This is a genomic window from Streptomyces sp. NPDC003456 (assembly GCF_042878735.1).
Lineage (GTDB): Bacteria > Actinomycetota > Actinomycetes > Streptomycetales > Streptomycetaceae > Streptomyces.
The window spans coordinates 1,004,633-1,021,274 of sequence record NZ_JBIAOK010000004.1 but is presented as its reverse complement, the minus strand read 5'-3'; the positions used below and the strand labels follow the sequence as shown (position 1 = coordinate 1,021,274).

The window sequence follows — 16,642 nt, the reverse complement described above, 5'->3', positions numbered from 1 at the left end:
TCGGCGTCGGGGGTGGTCCTGTGACGGATCAACGGTAGGCGCGGAGCGGCCGAACAGGGGTTGTCCGGCGCGTAGCACTGGTGGGCCGGGACACTACGGATTGGCTATTCCGTGGAGGTCGCTTTGAGGGCCAGCCACAGCTCCATCCGGGCGTCCGGATCGTCCAGGGAGCGGCCGAGGATCTCCTCCACGCGGCGCATGCGGTAGCGCAGGGTGTGCCGGTGGACGCCGAGGTCGGCCGCGGCCGCGTCCCACTGGCCGTGCTTGGACAGCCAGGCGCGCAGGGAGGCGACCAGGTCGCCGCGGCCCGTGGCGTCGTGCTCGTACAGCGGGCGCAGCATGCCGTCGGCGAACGCCCGTACGGCGTCGTCCGCGAGCAGCGGCAGCACGGACCCGGCCGCCATCTGCTCGTGCTCCACCAGCACCCGCCCGCGGCGCCGTGCCACCGACAGGGCCTGCTCGGCCTGCTTGTACGCGGCGGACGCGGCGATCGGCCCGGCCGGGGCCGACAGGCCGACGACCAGGTCGTCCTCCTCGCCGCCCGGCACCTTCTCGCGCCCACCCGAGCGGGCCGTCTCCAGGGCCCCCGCGTACTCCGCGCAGGCCGCCGCGGCGGCGCCGCCGTCCGCGGCCAGCACCACCAGCCGCTCCCCCTCCGGCACGACCAGCACGGCCTCGCCGGCGCGGGCGGCCGCGGACTCGACGACCTCGGCGAGCGCGGCGAGCGGGTCTCCGCCGGTGTCGGCCGCGGCGAGCGCGGCGGCCGACGGCCGCTCGGCCGCGGGGGCCGCCGCCCGGGCCTCGGCCCGCGCCAGCGCGGCCGACGCGGAGACCGGCACCCGCTCGGCGACCACCATCCGGAACGGCGCGTCCAGCAGTCCGCCGTAGAGGTCCCCGGCGACGGCGCGGGCGTGGTCCGGCTCGCCGGCCAGCAGCATGCGCAGCACCGCCGTGCCGACCCGCTGCTCGGCGGCCTGCAAGGAGCGGGAGCGTTCGGTGGTCAGGGTCAGCAGCGCGACGGCCGAGTGCACGGCGTACCGCTCGGCGGTGCCGGGGGCGGCGGCGGTGCCCACGGCGAGGGCCGCGCGGGGGCGGCGGCCGGTGCCGATGGTGTGCAGCTCGACCCGGTCCTCGTTCTCCGGGCCGCCGACCACGGACGAGGCGGGCGCGGGCCGGTCCCGCAGCCGCTGCACGTCGGCGGTGAGCCGCGCGGCGCGCCGGCCCGCCCACTCCGGTGCGGCGGCGACGACGGCGCCGGAGGCGTCGTACAGGGCCGCCCAGCCGTCGACCTGTGCGGCCAGCGCGGCCAGCAGCCCTTCCGGGCCCCCGGTCTGGGCCTGCCGGGTCAGCTCCCGCTGGGCGGCGAACCCGGCCGTGACGGCCCGGTACTGGTCGGCGGCGATCGCGGCGGACACGGCCTTGCTGATGGCGAGGAACGGCGTCCGGCGCGGCACCTCCAGCAGCGGCAGGCCCTCCTCCTCCGCCGCGTCGACGAGCGCCTTGGGGATCTCCTCGTAGTTGACGCCGACGGCGAAGCCCAGCCCGACCACCCCGGCACCGGCCAGCCGGCGCACGTAGCGCCGCATCGCCTCCGGGTCCTCGGCGTCCAGCTTGAGGGCGGTGATCAGCAGCAGCTCGCCGCCCTCCATGTAGGGGACGGGGTCGGCGAGCTCGCTGACGTGGGCCCAGCGCACCGGCACGTCCAGGCGGTCCTCGCCGGCCCGCACGGTCAGCTTGAGGGCGGAGTGGTGGACGAGCGAGGCGAGCGTCGGGGGCATGGGGCCTTCTGCGTCGGGGCGGTGTGATCACTGTGGTCATTTGGCCGCCGCGTATGAACGACCTGTGACGATTCTGCCTCACCGTACGGTCCCGGCGTACCGGAACCGGTGGGTACGGGCAGCCCCGACCGGGGCCCGGGCGCGGCCGCCCGTCCCCTCGGCCGTCCTCAGCTGCGCAGATCCACCAGCAGCGGGGGCGCGTGCTCGCCCTGCACGGTGGTCAGGGACAGCACCGCGTGCCCGGCCGGCACGCCGTGCGCCAGCTCGGACGCCGACCAGCGCTCCCGCTCCACCTGACGCACGGTCACGGCCCGCGCGGTCGGGGCCTTGCCGGTGATCACCCGGCGCACCGCGTGCAGGGCCTTGCCCGCCGGGGTCTCGGCGATGATCTGCCGGTCGGTGACGTCCCGCGCCTCGGTCCACTCCTTGCCCCACACCTCGGCGAAGTCCTGGCCGTCCCAGGGCGTGACCCCCGCCAGCGCCATCCGGCACCCGGTCGCCCCGAGCAGCGGCCCGCGCAGCGGCCGGGCCACGTCGTCGAGGGTCCGCAGCGTCAGCACCACACCGGCGTTGCCGGAGCGCAGCCGCTGGATGCCGCGGACGGCCTCGGGGGTCACCACCCCGGTCGCGTCGTCGAGCACCAGGCAGGCGAACAGCGACCGGTCCTCCCGCACGGCGACGCTGGCCGTGAACTGGGCGAGCACCAGCCGCGCGAGCATCCGGGAGGCGTCGGCGTGCCCGCGCTGGGGCAGGTCGATGCGCACGCGCACGGGGTGGTCGAGCGCCTTCAGCGTGAACGGCCGCGACTGCCCGGAGGTGTCGAAGAAGCCGGCGAAGGCGGGCCGGTCCAGCAGCGCGACCCGGTCCGCGAGGACACCGGCGACGTCCCCGGGCCGACCCATCTGCCGCTCGCGGGCGTCCAGTTCGCGCAGCAGCGACTCCTGCCCGGCGTCCTGCAGCCCCTGGCGCAGCGCCGCGAAGGGCCCGGGCGAGCCGTCGAGGAGCTGCCGCAGCTCCGGTACGGAGGGGAAACGCCCGTGCACGGCCCGGAACGGCCCGAGCAACTGGGCCAGGACGGTGGTCGAGCGCCGGGTGTCACTGCCCGGGTGCGGGTCGGCGAGGTCCCCGACCAGCGCCTCGGCGAGCACGGCCGCGGCCTCGTCCGGGTCGGCGCTCCCGCCGTACAGGTCGAGGTCGTACTCGGAGTCCGGGTTCCCGATCCGCACGACGACGTCATAGGCGTCGGCCGGCCCGAGCCCGGCCCCGGCCGCCCCGACGACCACCACGGCGGCCCGCCCGGCCAGGGCGTGCAGGCAGAGGGACTCGGCGAGCGGCCGGACGATCATGCCGGTCTTGCCGGAACCGGCGGGGCCCACGGCCACGAGCGAGGTGCCGAGCAGGTCGGTGCCCAGGGCGAGCCCGGCCCCGCGGTAGGCGTAGGGGTTGCGGGCGTCGTCCACGGTGGTGCCGAGCCGCACCTGCCCCGTGAGCAGGTCGTGCCGGGCCAGCCGGGCGGGCAGGTCCCGTTCCCCCGAGGGGTGCAGGCAGGCGGCCGCACCGTCCTTGAGCACGGCACCGCTGAAGGTGGCGAGGCTGTGCCGCCCGGTGCACACCCCCTGCCAGGCGCGCAGGATCCGGGCGTGGTCCACGTCCCGCATCAGCCCGGAACGCGCCTCGGCGGCCAGCCGTTCGGCGGCGTCGACGGCGCCGGCGGCGCGCAGCTCGTTCCACTGCGCCGGGTCGTCCTCGGGGCCCGTCTGCGCGGCGGGCGACTGCGGACGCCGGTGGAGAGGGGTGACGAAGCGGCGCCACACCTCGCCCCAGCGGCCGAGCCGGGCCACCGCGACCATGATGGCCAGGGCGACCAGCAGCTCGTAGCCGCGGTAGACGACGAACGTCCCCGTCTCGCCGAGGTCGCTGTCGCCGCCCCGCCAGGCGTCCGGGACGATCAGGTCGAACGGGATCCACCACCAGCTGCCCAGGTAGTCGTTCTGCAGCAGGGACCAGACCAGCCACCCCACCAGGAAGGCGATCAGCGCCCCGCTCAGCAGCTGACGGGTGGGCACGGCATCGGGTTCCTCGGCGGGCCGCGGCCGGTGCCCGAACCGCCACACGCCCGGGGCGGCCTCGGGGCGCGGCGCGCGCAGCCAGGTGAGGAAGGACGACCCGTCGGGCAGGGGCGGCGCCGGCGACCGGGGCGGGCGCGGCGGCATCGCCGGCACCTCCGGCGGCCCCGCCGGGCGCGGCACAGGATTCGCATGCGTACCCCGCGCGTCCCGCATCCCGTCGCTGTCCATCGCCCCTGCCCCCTGACCAGCCGCTCCGTCCACCATCAGCGAGCCAATCTAACGCCCTCCCCCGGGGAGTTCACCGCTTACGCGGCCGGGTCGTGGACACCGGTCCGGGGGGCTGCCATGTCCACCCCGGACAAGCGGCGCCGCCGACAACGCCCACATGGAGCATGCCCACCCTCCTCCGCCCGCCCTAGCCTGCGAGAAAAGAAGTCAACGGTCTGTACAAGTCCTCCGCACCACCCCCAGGAGCCCCGCATGAGCGCACTGCCGCAGGAGCGTCGCGTCGTCACCGCCATCCCCGGCCCGAAGTCGCAGGAGCTGCAGGCCCGCCGCACCGCCGCGGTGGCGCAGGGTGTGGGCTCCGTGCTGCCCGTGTTCACGGCGCGCGCCGGCGGCGGCATCATCGAGGACGTCGACGGCAACCGCCTGATCGACTTCGGCTCCGGCATCGCCGTGACCTCCGTCGGCGCCTCCGCCGAGGCCGTCGTGCGGCGGGCGTCGGCGCAGCTCGCCGACTTCACCCACACCTGTTTCATGGTCACGCCGTACGAGGGTTACGTCGAGGTCGCCGAGGCGCTCGCCGAGCTGACTCCGGGCGACCACGCCAAGAAGAGCGCGCTGTTCAACTCGGGCGCCGAGGCGGTGGAGAACGCGGTCAAGATCGCCCGCGCCTACACCAAGCGCCAGGCCGTCGTGGTGTTCGACCACGGCTACCACGGCCGCACCAACCTCACCATGGCGCTGACGTCGAAGAACATGCCGTACAAGAACGGCTTCGGGCCGTTCGCGCCCGAGGTGTACCGCGTGCCGGTGGCCTACGGCTACCGCTGGCCGACCGGCGCCGAGAACGCCGGCCCGGAGGCCGCCGCCCAGGCGATCGACCAGATCAGCAAGCAGGTCGGCGCGGACAACGTGGCCGCCATCATCATCGAGCCGGTGCTCGGCGAGGGCGGCTTCATCGAGCCCGCCAAGGGCTTCCTGCCCGCGATCCGCCAGTTCGCCGCCGACAACGGCATCGTCTTCGTCGCCGACGAGATCCAGTCCGGCTTCTGCCGCACCGGCCAGTGGTTCGCCTGCGAGGACGAGGGCATCGTCCCGGACCTCATCACGACGGCCAAGGGCATCGCCGGCGGTCTGCCGCTGGCCGCCGTCACCGGCCGCGCCGAGATCATGGACGCCGCGCACGCCGGCGGCCTGGGCGGCACCTACGGCGGCAACCCGGTCGCCTGCGCCGGCGCGCTCGGCTCGATCGAGACGATGAAGGAGCTGGACCTCAACGCCAAGGCGAAGAACATCGAGGCGATCATGAAGGCCCGCCTCGGTGCCATGGCGGAGAAGTTCGAGATCATCGGCGACGTCCGCGGCCGCGGCGCGATGATCGCCATCGAGCTGGTCAAGGACCGCGCCACCAAGGAGCCCCACCCGGAGGCGACCGGCGCGCTCGCCAAGGCCTGCCACGCCGAGGGTCTGCTGGTCCTGACCTGTGGCACCTACGGCAACGTCCTCCGCTTCCTGCCCCCGCTGGTGATCGGCGAGGACCTGCTGAACGAGGGCCTCGACATCATCGAGCAGGCCTTCTCCCGCATCTGAGCCGCCCGCTCGCGCGTCCCGCTCCCGTCGGGCGGGGCGCGCGCCGCGATTCCGCTCCGCAGGCGCGGGTCGCAGAGCGTGTGAAGAAGGTGTGCGAGGTGGATGACAGCGGGCTCCGCGCCCTGTCCTCCGCCCGGCCGCTGCCGTAGGTTCTACCCGGATGAGATACACCCCGCCCGCAGGGGACTGTGGGTGACACCAGGCCGCGGCCTCCCCAGCTTCGACCTGGTCGTGCCCTCGCGCACACCGCCGGAACCCCAGGGCTCCGGATCTCCACACCGATCGGACGGTCGCCCGCCCCAAACCCCCCGGGGCGCGCGGCGTTCCGGTCCGGTCGGCCGCCCCGGAACCACCCCCCCTGTTCCGGGGCGGCCGACCCCCTCCACGCCCCTCGCCGCCCGCGTGACGACTCCGCGGGACCGGGGGGGCGTTCGTGCCCGTGGCAGGCTGGGGGCCATGCCGATCCCCGCGCACCAGGACCGCGCCGAGCCCGCCGTACGGAGCGGGCGGACGCGGCCGGGCCTGCCCGCCCTCCTGCTCGGCCTGCCCGCCGCGCTCTTCGCCCTGATCACCTGGCAGGTCGTCGCCGACGGCCCGCTCGTCGGGGTGGACGAGGACGTCAGCCGTGCGCTGATCCGCCCGGACCGGCTCTCCGAGGTCCTGGCCGACCTGGGCAACGTCCAGGTCGCCGTCCCGGTCCTGGCCGCCGCCCTCGGGTACGTCGTCCTGCGCACCCGCGGCGACGGGCGGCGGTGGGCGGCGGTGGCCGCGGCGGCCCTGCTGATGGCCCTGGTCCCGGCGCTGATCGTGCCGCTCAAGGAACTCACCGACCGCCCGGGCACCCCGGCCGTCCCGCCCGGCACCGGCTACTACCCCTCGGGCCACACCGGCACGGCCGCCGTCGCCTACGGGTCGGCCGCCCTGCTGCTCCTCCCCCGGCTGGCCACCCCGCTCGCGCGCCGCGCCCTGGCCGGGGTCTGCGCCGTCCTGGTGCTCGGCGCGAGCTACGGCCTGGTCCGCCGCGGCTACCACTGGCCCCTGGACGTGGTGGCCAGCTGGTGCCTGTGCGCGGTGCTGCTGTCGTCGCTGTGGCTGTTCCTGAGGAGCGGGCCCGGCCCGGAACGCGACCGGGCACCCTCCTAGTCACCGCTCTCCGTCGCCAGCCCCGCGGCCGCCTCGTGCATCGCCAGCTCCAGCAGGGCGGGGTCCGTCAGCAGGCCCGTGCCGTCCGGCGGGACCAGCCAGCGCACCCCGCCCGGCGAGGCACGGCCCGGGTACGGCACGACGATCCAGGTGCCGGCGCCCGCCGTGCGGATGCCCGTGCCCAGCCAGCGGGCCGCCGTCCCCGGCGGCACGAAGAAGCCCATGCGCGCGTCGCCGAAGTCCACGAGCACGGGACCGGGCCGGTCCAGGATGCGGCTGAGCACGTCCAGCGTCGCGTACCCGAGGTCGCCGGGCAGGATCAGCACGTCCCAGGCGCTGCCGGCCGGGAGCAGTGCGACACCCAGCGGGTTGCGCTCCCACTCCCAGCGGCAGGCGTCGGGGTCCGGTGCCACGGACACGAGCCATTCGACCGCCGTCTTCGCCCCTGTCATCGAAGAAGTCCCCCTTCTCTCTCGTGCGCCTCGCGGACGAGACGGCACGTCACGAGGGAGAAGGGGGACTCCCGGGGGTCATTACGCGGGTTCCGGCACCTCGTTGGAGTGAACCGGCTCACACGCCTGTCAGCTGTCGAAGCCGAGCCCCAACCGGTCCATCGTCCGCAACCACAGGTTGCGCCGGCCGCCCTGCGCGTCCGCCCGCGCCAGGGACCACTTGGTGAGGGCGATGCCGGTCCAGGCGAACGGCTCGGGCGGGAACGGCAGCGGCTTCCTGCGGACCATCTCCAGCTCGGTCCGCTCGGTGCGCTGCCCGGCCAGCAGGTCCAGCATCACCTCGGCACCGAACCGGGTGGCGCCGACCCCGAGCCCGGTGTACCCGGCCGCGTAGGCCACCTTGCCCCGGTGGGCGGTGCCGAAGAACGCCGAGAAGCGGGAGCAGGTGTCGATCGCGCCACCCCAGGCGTGGGAGAAGCGCACCCCCTCCAGCTGCGGGAAGCAGGTGAAGAAGTGCCCGGCGAGCTTGGCGTAGGTCTCGGGCCGGTCGTCGTACTCGGCACGGACCCGGCCGCCGTAGGGGTAGATCGCGTCGTAGCCGCCCCACAGGACGCGGTTGTCGGCGGACAAACGGAAGTAGTGGAACTGGTTGGCGCTGTCGCCGAGGCCCTGGCGGTTCTTCCAGCCGATCGAGGCCAGCTGGTCGGCGGTCAGCGGCTCGGTCATCAGCGCGTAGTCGTAGACCGGGACGGTGTAGGAGCGGACCCGTCTGACCAGGTTCGGGAAGATGTTGGTGCCGAGGGCGACCCGGCGGGCGCGGACCCGGCCGTAGGGCGTGCGTACGGCCATGCCCGCGCCGAAGGGCTTGAGGTCGAGCGCGGGCGTGTTCTCGTACACGCGCACGCCCAGCTCCCGGCACGCCCGCTTCAGGCCCCAGGCGAGCTTGGCGGGGTTCAGCATGGCCACGCCCCGGCGGTCCCACAGTCCGGCCCGGAAGGTGGGTGAGTCCACCTGCTCCCGCACGGCGTCGGCGTCCAGGAACTCGACGCCCTCGGCCAGCCCGAGACGGGTCGTCTCCTCGTGCCACTCGCGCAGTTCCCGGGCCTGGTACGGCTCGGTGGCGACGTCGATCTCGCCGGTGCGCTCGAAGTCGCAGTCGATGCCGTGCCGGGCGACCGCGGCCTCGATGTCGTCGAGGTTGCGCTCGCCCAGCTGCTGGAGCCGGTGGATCTCGTCGGGCCAGCGGGTCAGGCCGTTGGGCAGCCCGTGGGTCAGGGATGCGGCGCAGAACCCGCCGTTGCGGCCGGAGGCGGCCCACCCCACCTCGCGGCCCTCCACCAGCACCACGTCGCGCTGCGGGTCGCGCTCCTTGGCGACCAGCGCGGTCCACAGTCCGCTGTACCCGCCGCCGACGACCAGCAGGTCGCAGGTCTCGGAGGTGGTGAGGGCGGGTTCGGGACGGGGCCGGCCGGGGTCGTCCAGCCAGTACGGGACCGGCTGGGCGTCGGACAGCGAGCGGGTGAACCGGTTCATGGCTCCAGCGGCCATGATGTCAACTCCCTACGGTTATGCCTTCTGCCTGTTGCGACGGTTTCCGACCACCATGGAGACCAGCACGAACAGGACGGCGACGACGAACATCGTCGTGCCGATGACATTGATCTGGACGGGCGTTCCGCGCTGGGCCGACCCCCACACGAACATGGGGAAGGTGACGGTCGAGCCGGCGTTGAAGTTCGTGATGATGAAGTCGTCGAAGGACAGGGCGAAGGCGAGCAGCGCGCCCGCCGCGATGCCGGGCGCCGCGATCGGCAGGGTGACCCGGACGAAGGTCTGGAACGGGCCGGCGTACAGGTCCCGCGCGGCCTCCTCCAGCTTCGGGTCCATCGACATCACCCGCGCCTTGACGGCCGTGACCACGAAGCTCAGGCAGAACATGATGTGCGCGATGAGGATCGTCCAGAAGCCCAGCTGGGCGCCCAGGTTGAGGAACAGGGTGAGCAGCGAGGCGGCCATGACGACCTCGGGCATCGCCATCGGCAGGAAGATCAGCGAGTTCACGGCCCCGCGGGCCCGGAAACGGTAGCGGACCAGGGCGAAGGCGATCAGGGTGCCCAGGAGGGTGGCCCCCAGCGTCGCCCAGAGGGCGATCTGCAGGCTCAGGGACAGCGAGCCGCACAGTCCGGAGACGCCGCACGGGTCCTTCCAGGCGTCCAGGGAGAACTGCTGCCACTCGTAGTTGAAGCGGCCCTTGGGCTTGTTGAAGGAGAAGACGGTGACGACGACGTTCGGCAGGAGCAGATAGCCGAGGGTCAGAAGTCCCGCGATGACGACGAGGTTTCTCTTGAGCCAGTTGACGAAGGGCATTTAGACCAGATCCTCCGTCCCGGACCTGCGGATGTAGAGGGTGACCATGAGGAGGATGGCCGCCATGAGGATGAAGGAGAGCGCGGCTGCCGTCGGGTAGTCGAGCACCCTGAGGAACTGCGTCTGGATGACGTTGCCGACCATGCGGGTGTCGGTCGAGCCGAGCAGGTCGGCGTTGACGTAGTCGCCGGCCGCCGGGATGAAGGTCAGCAGCGTGCCGGAGACGACGCCCGGCATCGACAGCGGGAAGGTGACCTTGCGGAAGGTCGTCCAGGGCCGGGCGTACAGGTCACCGGCCGCCTCGTGCAGCCGGCCGTCGATGCGCTCCAGCGAGGTGTACAGCGGCAGGATCATGAACGGCAGGAAGTTGTACGTCAGACCGCACACCACCGCCAGCGGCGTGGCCAGCACGCGGTCGCCCGCGGTCATGCCGAGCCAGGTGGTGACGTCCAGCACGTGCAGGGTGTTGAGCGCGCCGACGACCGGACCGCCGTCGGCGAGGATCGTCTTCCAGGCCAGGGTGCGGATCAGGAAGCTGGTGAAGAACGGCGCGATCACCAGGATCATGATCAGGTTCTTCCAGCGGCCCGCGCGGAAGGCGATCAGATAGGCCAGCGGGTAGCCGAGCAGCAGGCACAGGATCGTGGCCGTGCCCGCGTAGAGCACCGAGCGGACGAACTGCGGCCAGTACGCGGACAGCGCGTCCCAGTAGGTCGCGAAGTGCCAGGTGACCTTGTAGCCCTGCTCCAGGGAGCCCGTCTGCACGGACGTGGAGGCCTGGTAGATCATCGGCAGCGCGAAGAAGACGACCAGCCACAGGATGCCGGGCAGCAGCAGCCAGTAGGGCGTCCAGCGCCCCCGGCGCTTGCGCGGCTTCGAGGGGGGCGCCTCGGGTGCGAGCGGTGGCGGCGCCTCGGTGAGTGTGCTCATCAGACCGCCTCTTCCACTCCGGCCTCGGCGTCCTGGGCGGCGTCCAGGCCGAAGGTGTGCGCCGGGTTCCAGTGCAGGACGACCTCGGTGCCGGGCACCAGGCGGGGGTCGCGGTCGATGTTCTGGGCGTAGACCTCGAAGTCGGAGCAGACCGGGCTGTCGACGACGTACTGGGTCGAGACGCCGATGAAGCTGGAGTCGGCGATGCGGCCGGTGATGCGGTTGCGGCCCTCGGGGATCTCGCCGGCGTCGTCCGCGTGGGTGAGGGATATCTTCTCCGGTCGGACGCCGACCAGCACCTTGCCGCCGGTGCCCGCGGGCGCCGTACATCGGCTCTCGGGCAGCACGAGCTTGCCGCCGCCCGCCCGCAGCACGATCTCGTCCCCGCTCCTGGAGTCGACCTCGGCCTCGATGAAGTTGGAGGTGCCGAGGAAGTTGGCGACGAAGGTGGTGCGCGGGTTCTCGTACAGCTCGGCCGGGGAGCCGAGTTGCTCGACGCGGCCCCCGTTCATCACGGCGACGGTGTCGGCCATGGTCATGGCCTCCTCCTGGTCGTGCGTGACGTGGACGAAGGTGATGCCGACCTCGGTCTGGATGCGCTTGAGCTCCAGCTGCATCTGGCGGCGCAGTTTCAGGTCGAGGGCGCCCAGCGGCTCGTCGAGGAGCAGCACCTGCGGGTGGTTGATCAGCGCGCGGGCGACGGCGACGCGCTGCTGCTGGCCGCCGGAGAGCTGGTGCGGCTTCTTGCGGGCCTGCTCGCCGAGCTGCACCAGCTCCAGCATCTCGTCGACCTGCTTCTTCACCGACTTCAGGCCGCGGCGGCGCAGTCCGAAGGCCACGTTTTCGAAGATGTCCAGGTGCGGGAAGAGGGCGTAGGACTGGAAGACCGTGTTGACCGGGCGCTTGTAGGGGGGCAGCGAGGTGACGTCCTGGTCGCCGAGGTGGACCGTGCCGGCGGAGGGTTCCTCCAGGCCGGCGATCATGCGCAGGGTGGTGGTCTTGCCGCAGCCGGACGCGCCGAGCAGGGCGAAGAACGAGCCCTGGGGCACGGTCAGGTCGAGCGGGTGGACGGCCGTGAAGGAGCCGTAGTTCTTGGCGATGCCGGTGAGGCGGACGTCGCCGCTGGGGTCTTTCTTGTTCGTCATGGTGGTCACGCCCCCGTCAGCTTCGCGAACTTGGCTTCGAACTCGGTCTCTTCCTTCGCGCTCAGCGAGCGGAAGGCGCGGGACTTGGCGGCCATCGCCTTGTCGGGGAGGATCAGCGGGTTGTCGGCCGCGTCCTCGTCGATCTTGGCCAGTTCGGGCTTCACGCCGTCGACCGGGCACACGTAGTTGATGTACGCGGCGAGTTCGGCGGCCGGCTTCGGCTCGTAGTAGAAGTCGATGAGCCGTTCGGCGTTCGTCTTGTGGCGGGCCTTGTTGGGGATCAGCAGGTTGTCGGTGGACGTCATGTAGCCGCTGTCCGGGATGAGGAAGTCGATGTCGGGGCTGTCCGCCTTGAGCTGGACGACGTCCCCGGCCCAGGCGACGCAGGCGGCGAAGTCGCCGCTGGTCAGGTCCGAGGTGTAGTCGTTGCCGGTGAAGCGGCGGATCTGGCCCTTGTCGACGGCCTTCTGCAGCCGGGCGATGGCGGCGTCGTAGTCGTCGGCGGTGAAGTCGGCCGGGTCCTTGCCCATGTCGAGCAGGGTCATGCCGACGCTGTCGCGCATCTCCGACAGGAAGCCGACGCGCCCCTTGAGCTTGGGGTTGTCGAGCAGGTCGGAGATCGACGTCACCTCGACGCCGTCCAGGGCCTTCTTGTTGTATGCGATGACGGTCGAGATGCCCTGCCAGACGTACGAGTAGGCGCGGCCCGGGTCCCAGTCGGGGTTGCGGAACTGGGCGGACAGGTTGGCGTAGGCGTTCGGCAGGTTGCTCGCGTCGAGCTTCTGCACCCAGCCCAGGCGGATGAGGCGGGCGGCCAGCCAGTCGGTGAGGACGATCAGGTCGCGGCCGGTGTCCTGGCCCGCGGCGAGCTGCGGCTTGATCTTGCCGAAGAACTCGTTGTTGTCGTTGATGTCCTCGCTGTACTTGACCTTGATGCCGGTGCGCTCGGCGAACCGGTCCAGCGTCGGGTGGCGCTTGCCGCTGTCGTCGACGTCCATGTACTCGGTCCAGTTGGAGAAGTTCACCGTCTTCTCCTTGGCCGAGCGGTCCTCGGCGGGGACGCCGCCCTGCGACTGACCCGCCGCCGGGATCCCGCAGGCGCTCAGCGTTCCCAGTCCGCCGATCGCCAGCGCGCCGCCCGTGGAGGCGCGCAGCAGTGACCGCCGGGTGAGGGCGGCCCTGCCGTTGGTGAGACTGCGCCGCGCGGCGGCCACTTGGGCCGCGGACAGGCGGTCGGGCTCGTACTGCTCCATGCGCGTGGTGCCCTTTCGAGGGGTGGGCGGCCGTTGGTCGGGCGGCCTGAGTGTGCGGCTATCGGTCCCCGAAGACGGTGCGGTGCCAGTCCTTGGCGGCCACCGCGGTGTTGTCGAACATGACGTGCTTGATCTGGGTGTACTCCTCGAAGGAGTACGCGGACATGTCCTTGCCGTAGCCGGAGGACTTGTAGCCCCCGTGCGGCATCTCGCTGATGATCGGGATGTGGTCGTTGACCCACACGCAGCCCGCCTTGATCTCGCGTGTGGCCCGGTTGGCCCGGTACACGTCCCGGCTCCACGCGGAGGCGGCGAGTCCGTAGGGGGTGTCGTTGGCGAGGGCGAGGCCCTCGTCGTCGGTGTCGAAGGGCAGCACCACCAGGACCGGCCCGAAGATCTCCGACTGGACGACCTCGCTGTCCTGGGCGGCGTCCGCGATCAGGGTGGGCCGGTAGTAGGCGCCCTTGGCGAGCTCGCCCCCGGGGGCCTCGCCGCCGGTGACCACGCGCGCGTAGGCCCGGGCACGGTCGACGAAGCCCGCGACCCGGTCGCGCTGCACGTGCGAGATCAGGGGGCCGAGGTCGGTGCCGGCGGCGAAGGGGTCGCCGAGCCGGACCGTCTCCATGAGCGCCGCCGTCCGCTGCACGAAGGCGTCGTACAGCGGCCGCTGCACGTACGCGCGCGTGGCGGCCGTGCAGTCCTGCCCGGTGTTGATGAGGGAGCCGGCGACCGCGCCCTGGGCGGCGGCCTCCAGGTCGGCGTCGTCGAACACCACGAAGGGCGCCTTGCCGCCCAGCTCCAGGTGCAGGCGCTTGACGGTGGCGGTGGCGACCTCGGCGACGCGCTTGCCGACGGCGGTGGAACCGGTGAAGGAGGTCATCGCCACGTCGGGGTGGCCGACAAGGTGCTCACCGGCCTCCCTGCCGGTGCCGGTGACGATGTTGATCACACCGTCGGGGATCCCCGCGTCGGTGGCCGCCTGCGCGAAGAGCAGGGAGGTCAGCGGGGTGAGTTCGGCGGGCTTGAGCACGATCGTGTTGCCCGCGGCGATCGCCGGGAGGATCTTCCAGGCGGCCATCTGCAGGGGATAGTTCCACGGGGCGATCGACCCGACGACGCCGATGGGCTCGCGCCGGACGTAGGACGTGTGGTCCCCCGAGTACTCGCCGGCGGACTGCCCCTGCAGGTGCCGTGCGGCCCCGGCGAAGAAGGCCGTGTTGTCGACGGTGCCCGGGACGTCGAACTCGCGGGTGAGCTTCAGCGGCTTGCCGCACTGGAGCGACTCCGCGCGGGCGAAGTCCTCGGCCCGGTCGGCCAGGACCGCCGCGAAGCGGTGCAGCGCGTCGGACCGCTCGCCGGGGGTGGCTCCCGCCCAGCCCGGGAAGGCCGCCTTGGCGGCCGCCACCGCCCGGTCGACGTCGGCCGTCCCCGCCAGCTCGTAGGTGAGGACCTCCTCGCCCGACGCCGGGTCGACGACGGCGTGCGTGCGGCCGGAGGTGCCCGGGGTCAGGCGTCCGGCGATGAACTGCGCGCCCTGCGCGAAGCGCTCCTCGGCCGGAAATCGGTCCGGGGTGGCAGTGCCCGGATTGTGCATGTCGCTCTCCTCCGTGTCCCCGTGAGGGGGCCGGCGTGGCTCAGGCTCGATTTGAGTGCCGATCCTGACAGAGGGATGGCACGCCAACAAGTGATTCCGTTGTTGATTTTTGGTTACGCGACGGAATCTGTCGACCAGGTGTCGAGTCCGCCGGGAAAAGGCAGGACGCTGTGTCCGTGGTGCGTGCCAGACTCGCGTGCATGAAGCAGATCACGGGGGCGCTCGACACGCAGGAGGCGCTGATCAGGGCGCTCGACGCCGGGACCAGGGTGAAGTACCTGCTCTTCTGGGGACACCGTCCGCGTCCGGACGGCCGGCTCGGCCCGAGCTGCCTGAGCCAGTGGTGGCCGTCGCCGTTCACGGTGGACGGCGTGGAGTACGCGACGGCCGAGCACTGGACGATGGCCGCCAAGGCCCGCCTGTTCGGGGACGAGGAAGCCGAGCGCGCCGCGCTGGGCGCCGGGCACCCCGCCGAGGCGAAGAAGGCCGGGCGGCTGGTGCGGGGCTTCGACGAGGCCGTATGGGCGCGCGAGCGGTTCCGGATCGTCGTGGAGGGCAGCGTCCACAAGTTCGCGTCCCGTCCCGAGCTGCGGGGATTCCTGCTGGGCACGGGTGACCGGGTGCTGGTGGAGGCGAGCCCCGTGGACCGGGTGTGGGGCATCGGCCTGGCCGCGGACGTCGACGGGGCGCTGGATCCGCGGCGGTGGCGGGGGCCGAACCTCCTGGGTTTCGCGCTGATGCAGGCGCGCGAGCGGCTGCGCTCCGCCGGGGCATGAGTCAGGGGCCGGTCCGCGGACCGGCCCCCTCACACGGCGGGGGTGCCGCTCAGGCGGCGGCGCCGATCCCGCCCATGATGCTCGCGAAGAGCAGGAAGCCCAGCAGGGGCAGGATCACCGTGGCGATGATGCCGCAGACGAGGCCGGCGGTCGCCGCCCCCTTGTTGGTGGCCTCGCCGCGGGTGGCCTTCCCGCGGCCGATCGCGCCGAAGATGATCGCCAGGATGCCCAGGATCACGCCGAAGAACCACAGCAGGAAGGTCACGCTGCACACCACGCCGATGATGCCCAGCACCAGACCCGTGGTTCCCATGCCGTTGCTCGGCTGCACGGGCATCGCGTAGCCGGGCGCCTGCGGGTAGCCCACGGGCGGGGCCGCCGGGTAGCCGGGGCCGCCCTGCGGGTAGCCGTAGCCCGGGCCGGTCTGCTGCTGCGGGAAGCCGTAGCCGGGGGCCGGCTGCTGCGGGGGCCCGGACGGCGGGCCGAAGCCACCGGGGGCGGGATTGGCGTTGGACATGGACGATCTCCCCTCCGTTGTCAGACCAGGGAATCGTAGTGGCGAAGTCCCGCCCGGCGCGCGGAAGTTCAGCGCTGGAAGGGGGCGGTGGCCGCGGGCACCCCGGCGCCGTAGTAGGGGTCGTCGTACGACTCCTCGCTGTTGATCGCGGCCGTGATGCCGACGGCGATCAGCACGATCACGGCGATGCCGAGGATGATGCCGATGATGCCCATGATCAGCCCGGCCTGGGCCTGCCCGTGATTGGTGGCCAGGCCGGCCTCGGCGCGCTTGCGGCCCTTGATGCCGAAGACGATCGCGAGGATGCCGGTGACCAGGGAGACCACGCCGTACAGGCAGAACAGGGTGCAGGAGACGATGCCGAGCACCATCGCGGCGACGCCCATGCCGTTCTGCGGAGCCGGGGGCATGCCGGGCCAGCCGTACCCGGACTGGCCGTAGCCGGACTGGGTGTGGCCGGACTGGCCGTACGCCGACGGGTCGGGGTAGCCGTAGCCCCCGGTGGTGCCCGGGCCGGTGGGGGCGACGGGCGGCGGCGGGACCGCGCCCGTGCCGGAGGTGTCGTACCGGGGCGTGCCCGCGGGCGGGGTGAAGCCGGGCATCGAGGTGACCGTGGCCTGGTCGTGCACGGAGCCGGGCCCCTGGGCGGGCGGCTGCGCGGGCGGCTGGTTCTTGTCGAGGGACGGCTTGCTCTCCGGGGGCGCCCACGGGTCGTGGCCGCCGCCCCCGCCGGGCTGCGTCGGGTCCGTCATCTGTGCATCCCCCCTGGGTCGATCGTCCCGCCATGCTACGGGCCGCCCGGC

Annotated in this window: 14 protein-coding genes; 3 read left to right on the top strand and 11 right to left on the bottom strand. The window is 72.7% G+C overall.

The genetic code is table 11. From position 1 onward, the window contains the following. Positions 1-104: 104 nt before the first annotated feature. Complete coding sequence (locus ACFYWG_RS20805) at positions 105-1,778, bottom strand: PucR family transcriptional regulator (RefSeq protein ID WP_389202680.1); 1,674 nt, start codon at positions 1,776-1,778, stop codon at positions 105-107. Positions 1,779-1,945: 167 nt separating this feature from the next. Next, positions 1,946-4,075 carry an ATP-binding protein gene (locus ACFYWG_RS20800; protein WP_389202678.1) on the bottom strand — a complete coding sequence of 710 codons (2,130 nt, stop codon included), beginning with the start codon at positions 4,073-4,075 and terminating at the stop codon, positions 1,946-1,948. Between the two features lie 252 nt (positions 4,076-4,327). On the opposite strand from ACFYWG_RS20800, the gene gabT reads away from it, so the two are divergent. Beyond that, on the top strand, positions 4,328-5,662 hold the full coding sequence (gene gabT, locus ACFYWG_RS20795; RefSeq protein ID WP_376334626.1) for a 4-aminobutyrate--2-oxoglutarate transaminase: 1,335 nt from the start codon (positions 4,328-4,330) through the stop codon (positions 5,660-5,662). Between the two features lie 456 nt (positions 5,663-6,118). Continuing rightward, entirely contained in the window at positions 6,119-6,805 is a 687-nt protein-coding gene (locus tag ACFYWG_RS20790) for a phosphatase PAP2 family protein (protein WP_389202675.1), read from the top strand. Here ACFYWG_RS20790 and ACFYWG_RS20785 read toward each other — a convergent pair. From ACFYWG_RS20785 to ACFYWG_RS20755, 7 genes are all read right to left on the bottom strand, one after another. After that, positions 6,802-7,257 (bottom strand): hypothetical protein, encoded by a 456-nt coding sequence (locus ACFYWG_RS20785; RefSeq protein ID WP_376334630.1) that lies wholly within the window; start codon positions 7,255-7,257, stop codon positions 6,802-6,804. The genes ACFYWG_RS20790 and ACFYWG_RS20785 overlap by 4 nt on opposite strands. Before the next feature lie 129 nt (positions 7,258-7,386). Further along, positions 7,387-8,805, bottom strand: coding sequence for an NAD(P)/FAD-dependent oxidoreductase (locus tag ACFYWG_RS20780; protein WP_383510106.1), 1,419 nt, complete (start codon positions 8,803-8,805; stop codon positions 7,387-7,389). A gap of 18 nt (positions 8,806-8,823) precedes the next feature. Beyond that, on the bottom strand, positions 8,824-9,624 hold the full coding sequence (locus ACFYWG_RS20775; RefSeq protein ID WP_376334634.1) for an ABC transporter permease: 801 nt from the start codon (positions 9,622-9,624) through the stop codon (positions 8,824-8,826). Beyond that, a complete protein-coding gene (locus tag ACFYWG_RS20770; protein ID WP_376334636.1) occupies positions 9,625-10,554 on the bottom strand; it encodes an ABC transporter permease in 930 nt (309 codons plus the stop codon). After that, a complete protein-coding gene (locus ACFYWG_RS20765; RefSeq protein ID WP_383510110.1) occupies positions 10,554-11,699 on the bottom strand; it encodes an ABC transporter ATP-binding protein in 1,146 nt (381 codons plus the stop codon). The genes ACFYWG_RS20770 and ACFYWG_RS20765 overlap by 1 nt, the downstream gene beginning before the upstream one ends. A gap of 5 nt (positions 11,700-11,704) precedes the next feature. Next, positions 11,705-12,952, bottom strand: coding sequence for a spermidine/putrescine ABC transporter substrate-binding protein (locus ACFYWG_RS20760; RefSeq protein ID WP_383510113.1), 1,248 nt, complete (start codon positions 12,950-12,952; stop codon positions 11,705-11,707). A 58-nt stretch (positions 12,953-13,010) separates the two neighbouring features. Further along, positions 13,011-14,546, bottom strand: coding sequence for a gamma-aminobutyraldehyde dehydrogenase (locus ACFYWG_RS20755; protein WP_389202669.1), 1,536 nt, complete (start codon positions 14,544-14,546; stop codon positions 13,011-13,013). Positions 14,547-14,746: 200 nt separating this feature from the next. Between ACFYWG_RS20755 and ACFYWG_RS20750 the strand changes: the two genes are divergently transcribed. Continuing rightward, positions 14,747-15,322 (top strand): NADAR family protein, encoded by a 576-nt coding sequence (locus tag ACFYWG_RS20750; protein ID WP_389202667.1) that lies wholly within the window; start codon positions 14,747-14,749, stop codon positions 15,320-15,322. A 49-nt stretch (positions 15,323-15,371) separates the two neighbouring features. Here the strand turns inward: ACFYWG_RS20750 and ACFYWG_RS20745 are convergent, their stop codons facing one another. Both ACFYWG_RS20745 and ACFYWG_RS20740 read right to left on the bottom strand, forming a co-directional pair. Continuing rightward, positions 15,372-15,839, bottom strand: coding sequence for a DUF4190 domain-containing protein (locus tag ACFYWG_RS20745; protein WP_376334644.1), 468 nt, complete (start codon positions 15,837-15,839; stop codon positions 15,372-15,374). Positions 15,840-15,907: 68 nt separating this feature from the next. Continuing rightward, a complete protein-coding gene (locus tag ACFYWG_RS20740; RefSeq protein ID WP_389202665.1) occupies positions 15,908-16,591 on the bottom strand; it encodes a DUF4190 domain-containing protein in 684 nt (227 codons plus the stop codon). Between the last annotated feature and the right edge of the window lie 51 nt (positions 16,592-16,642).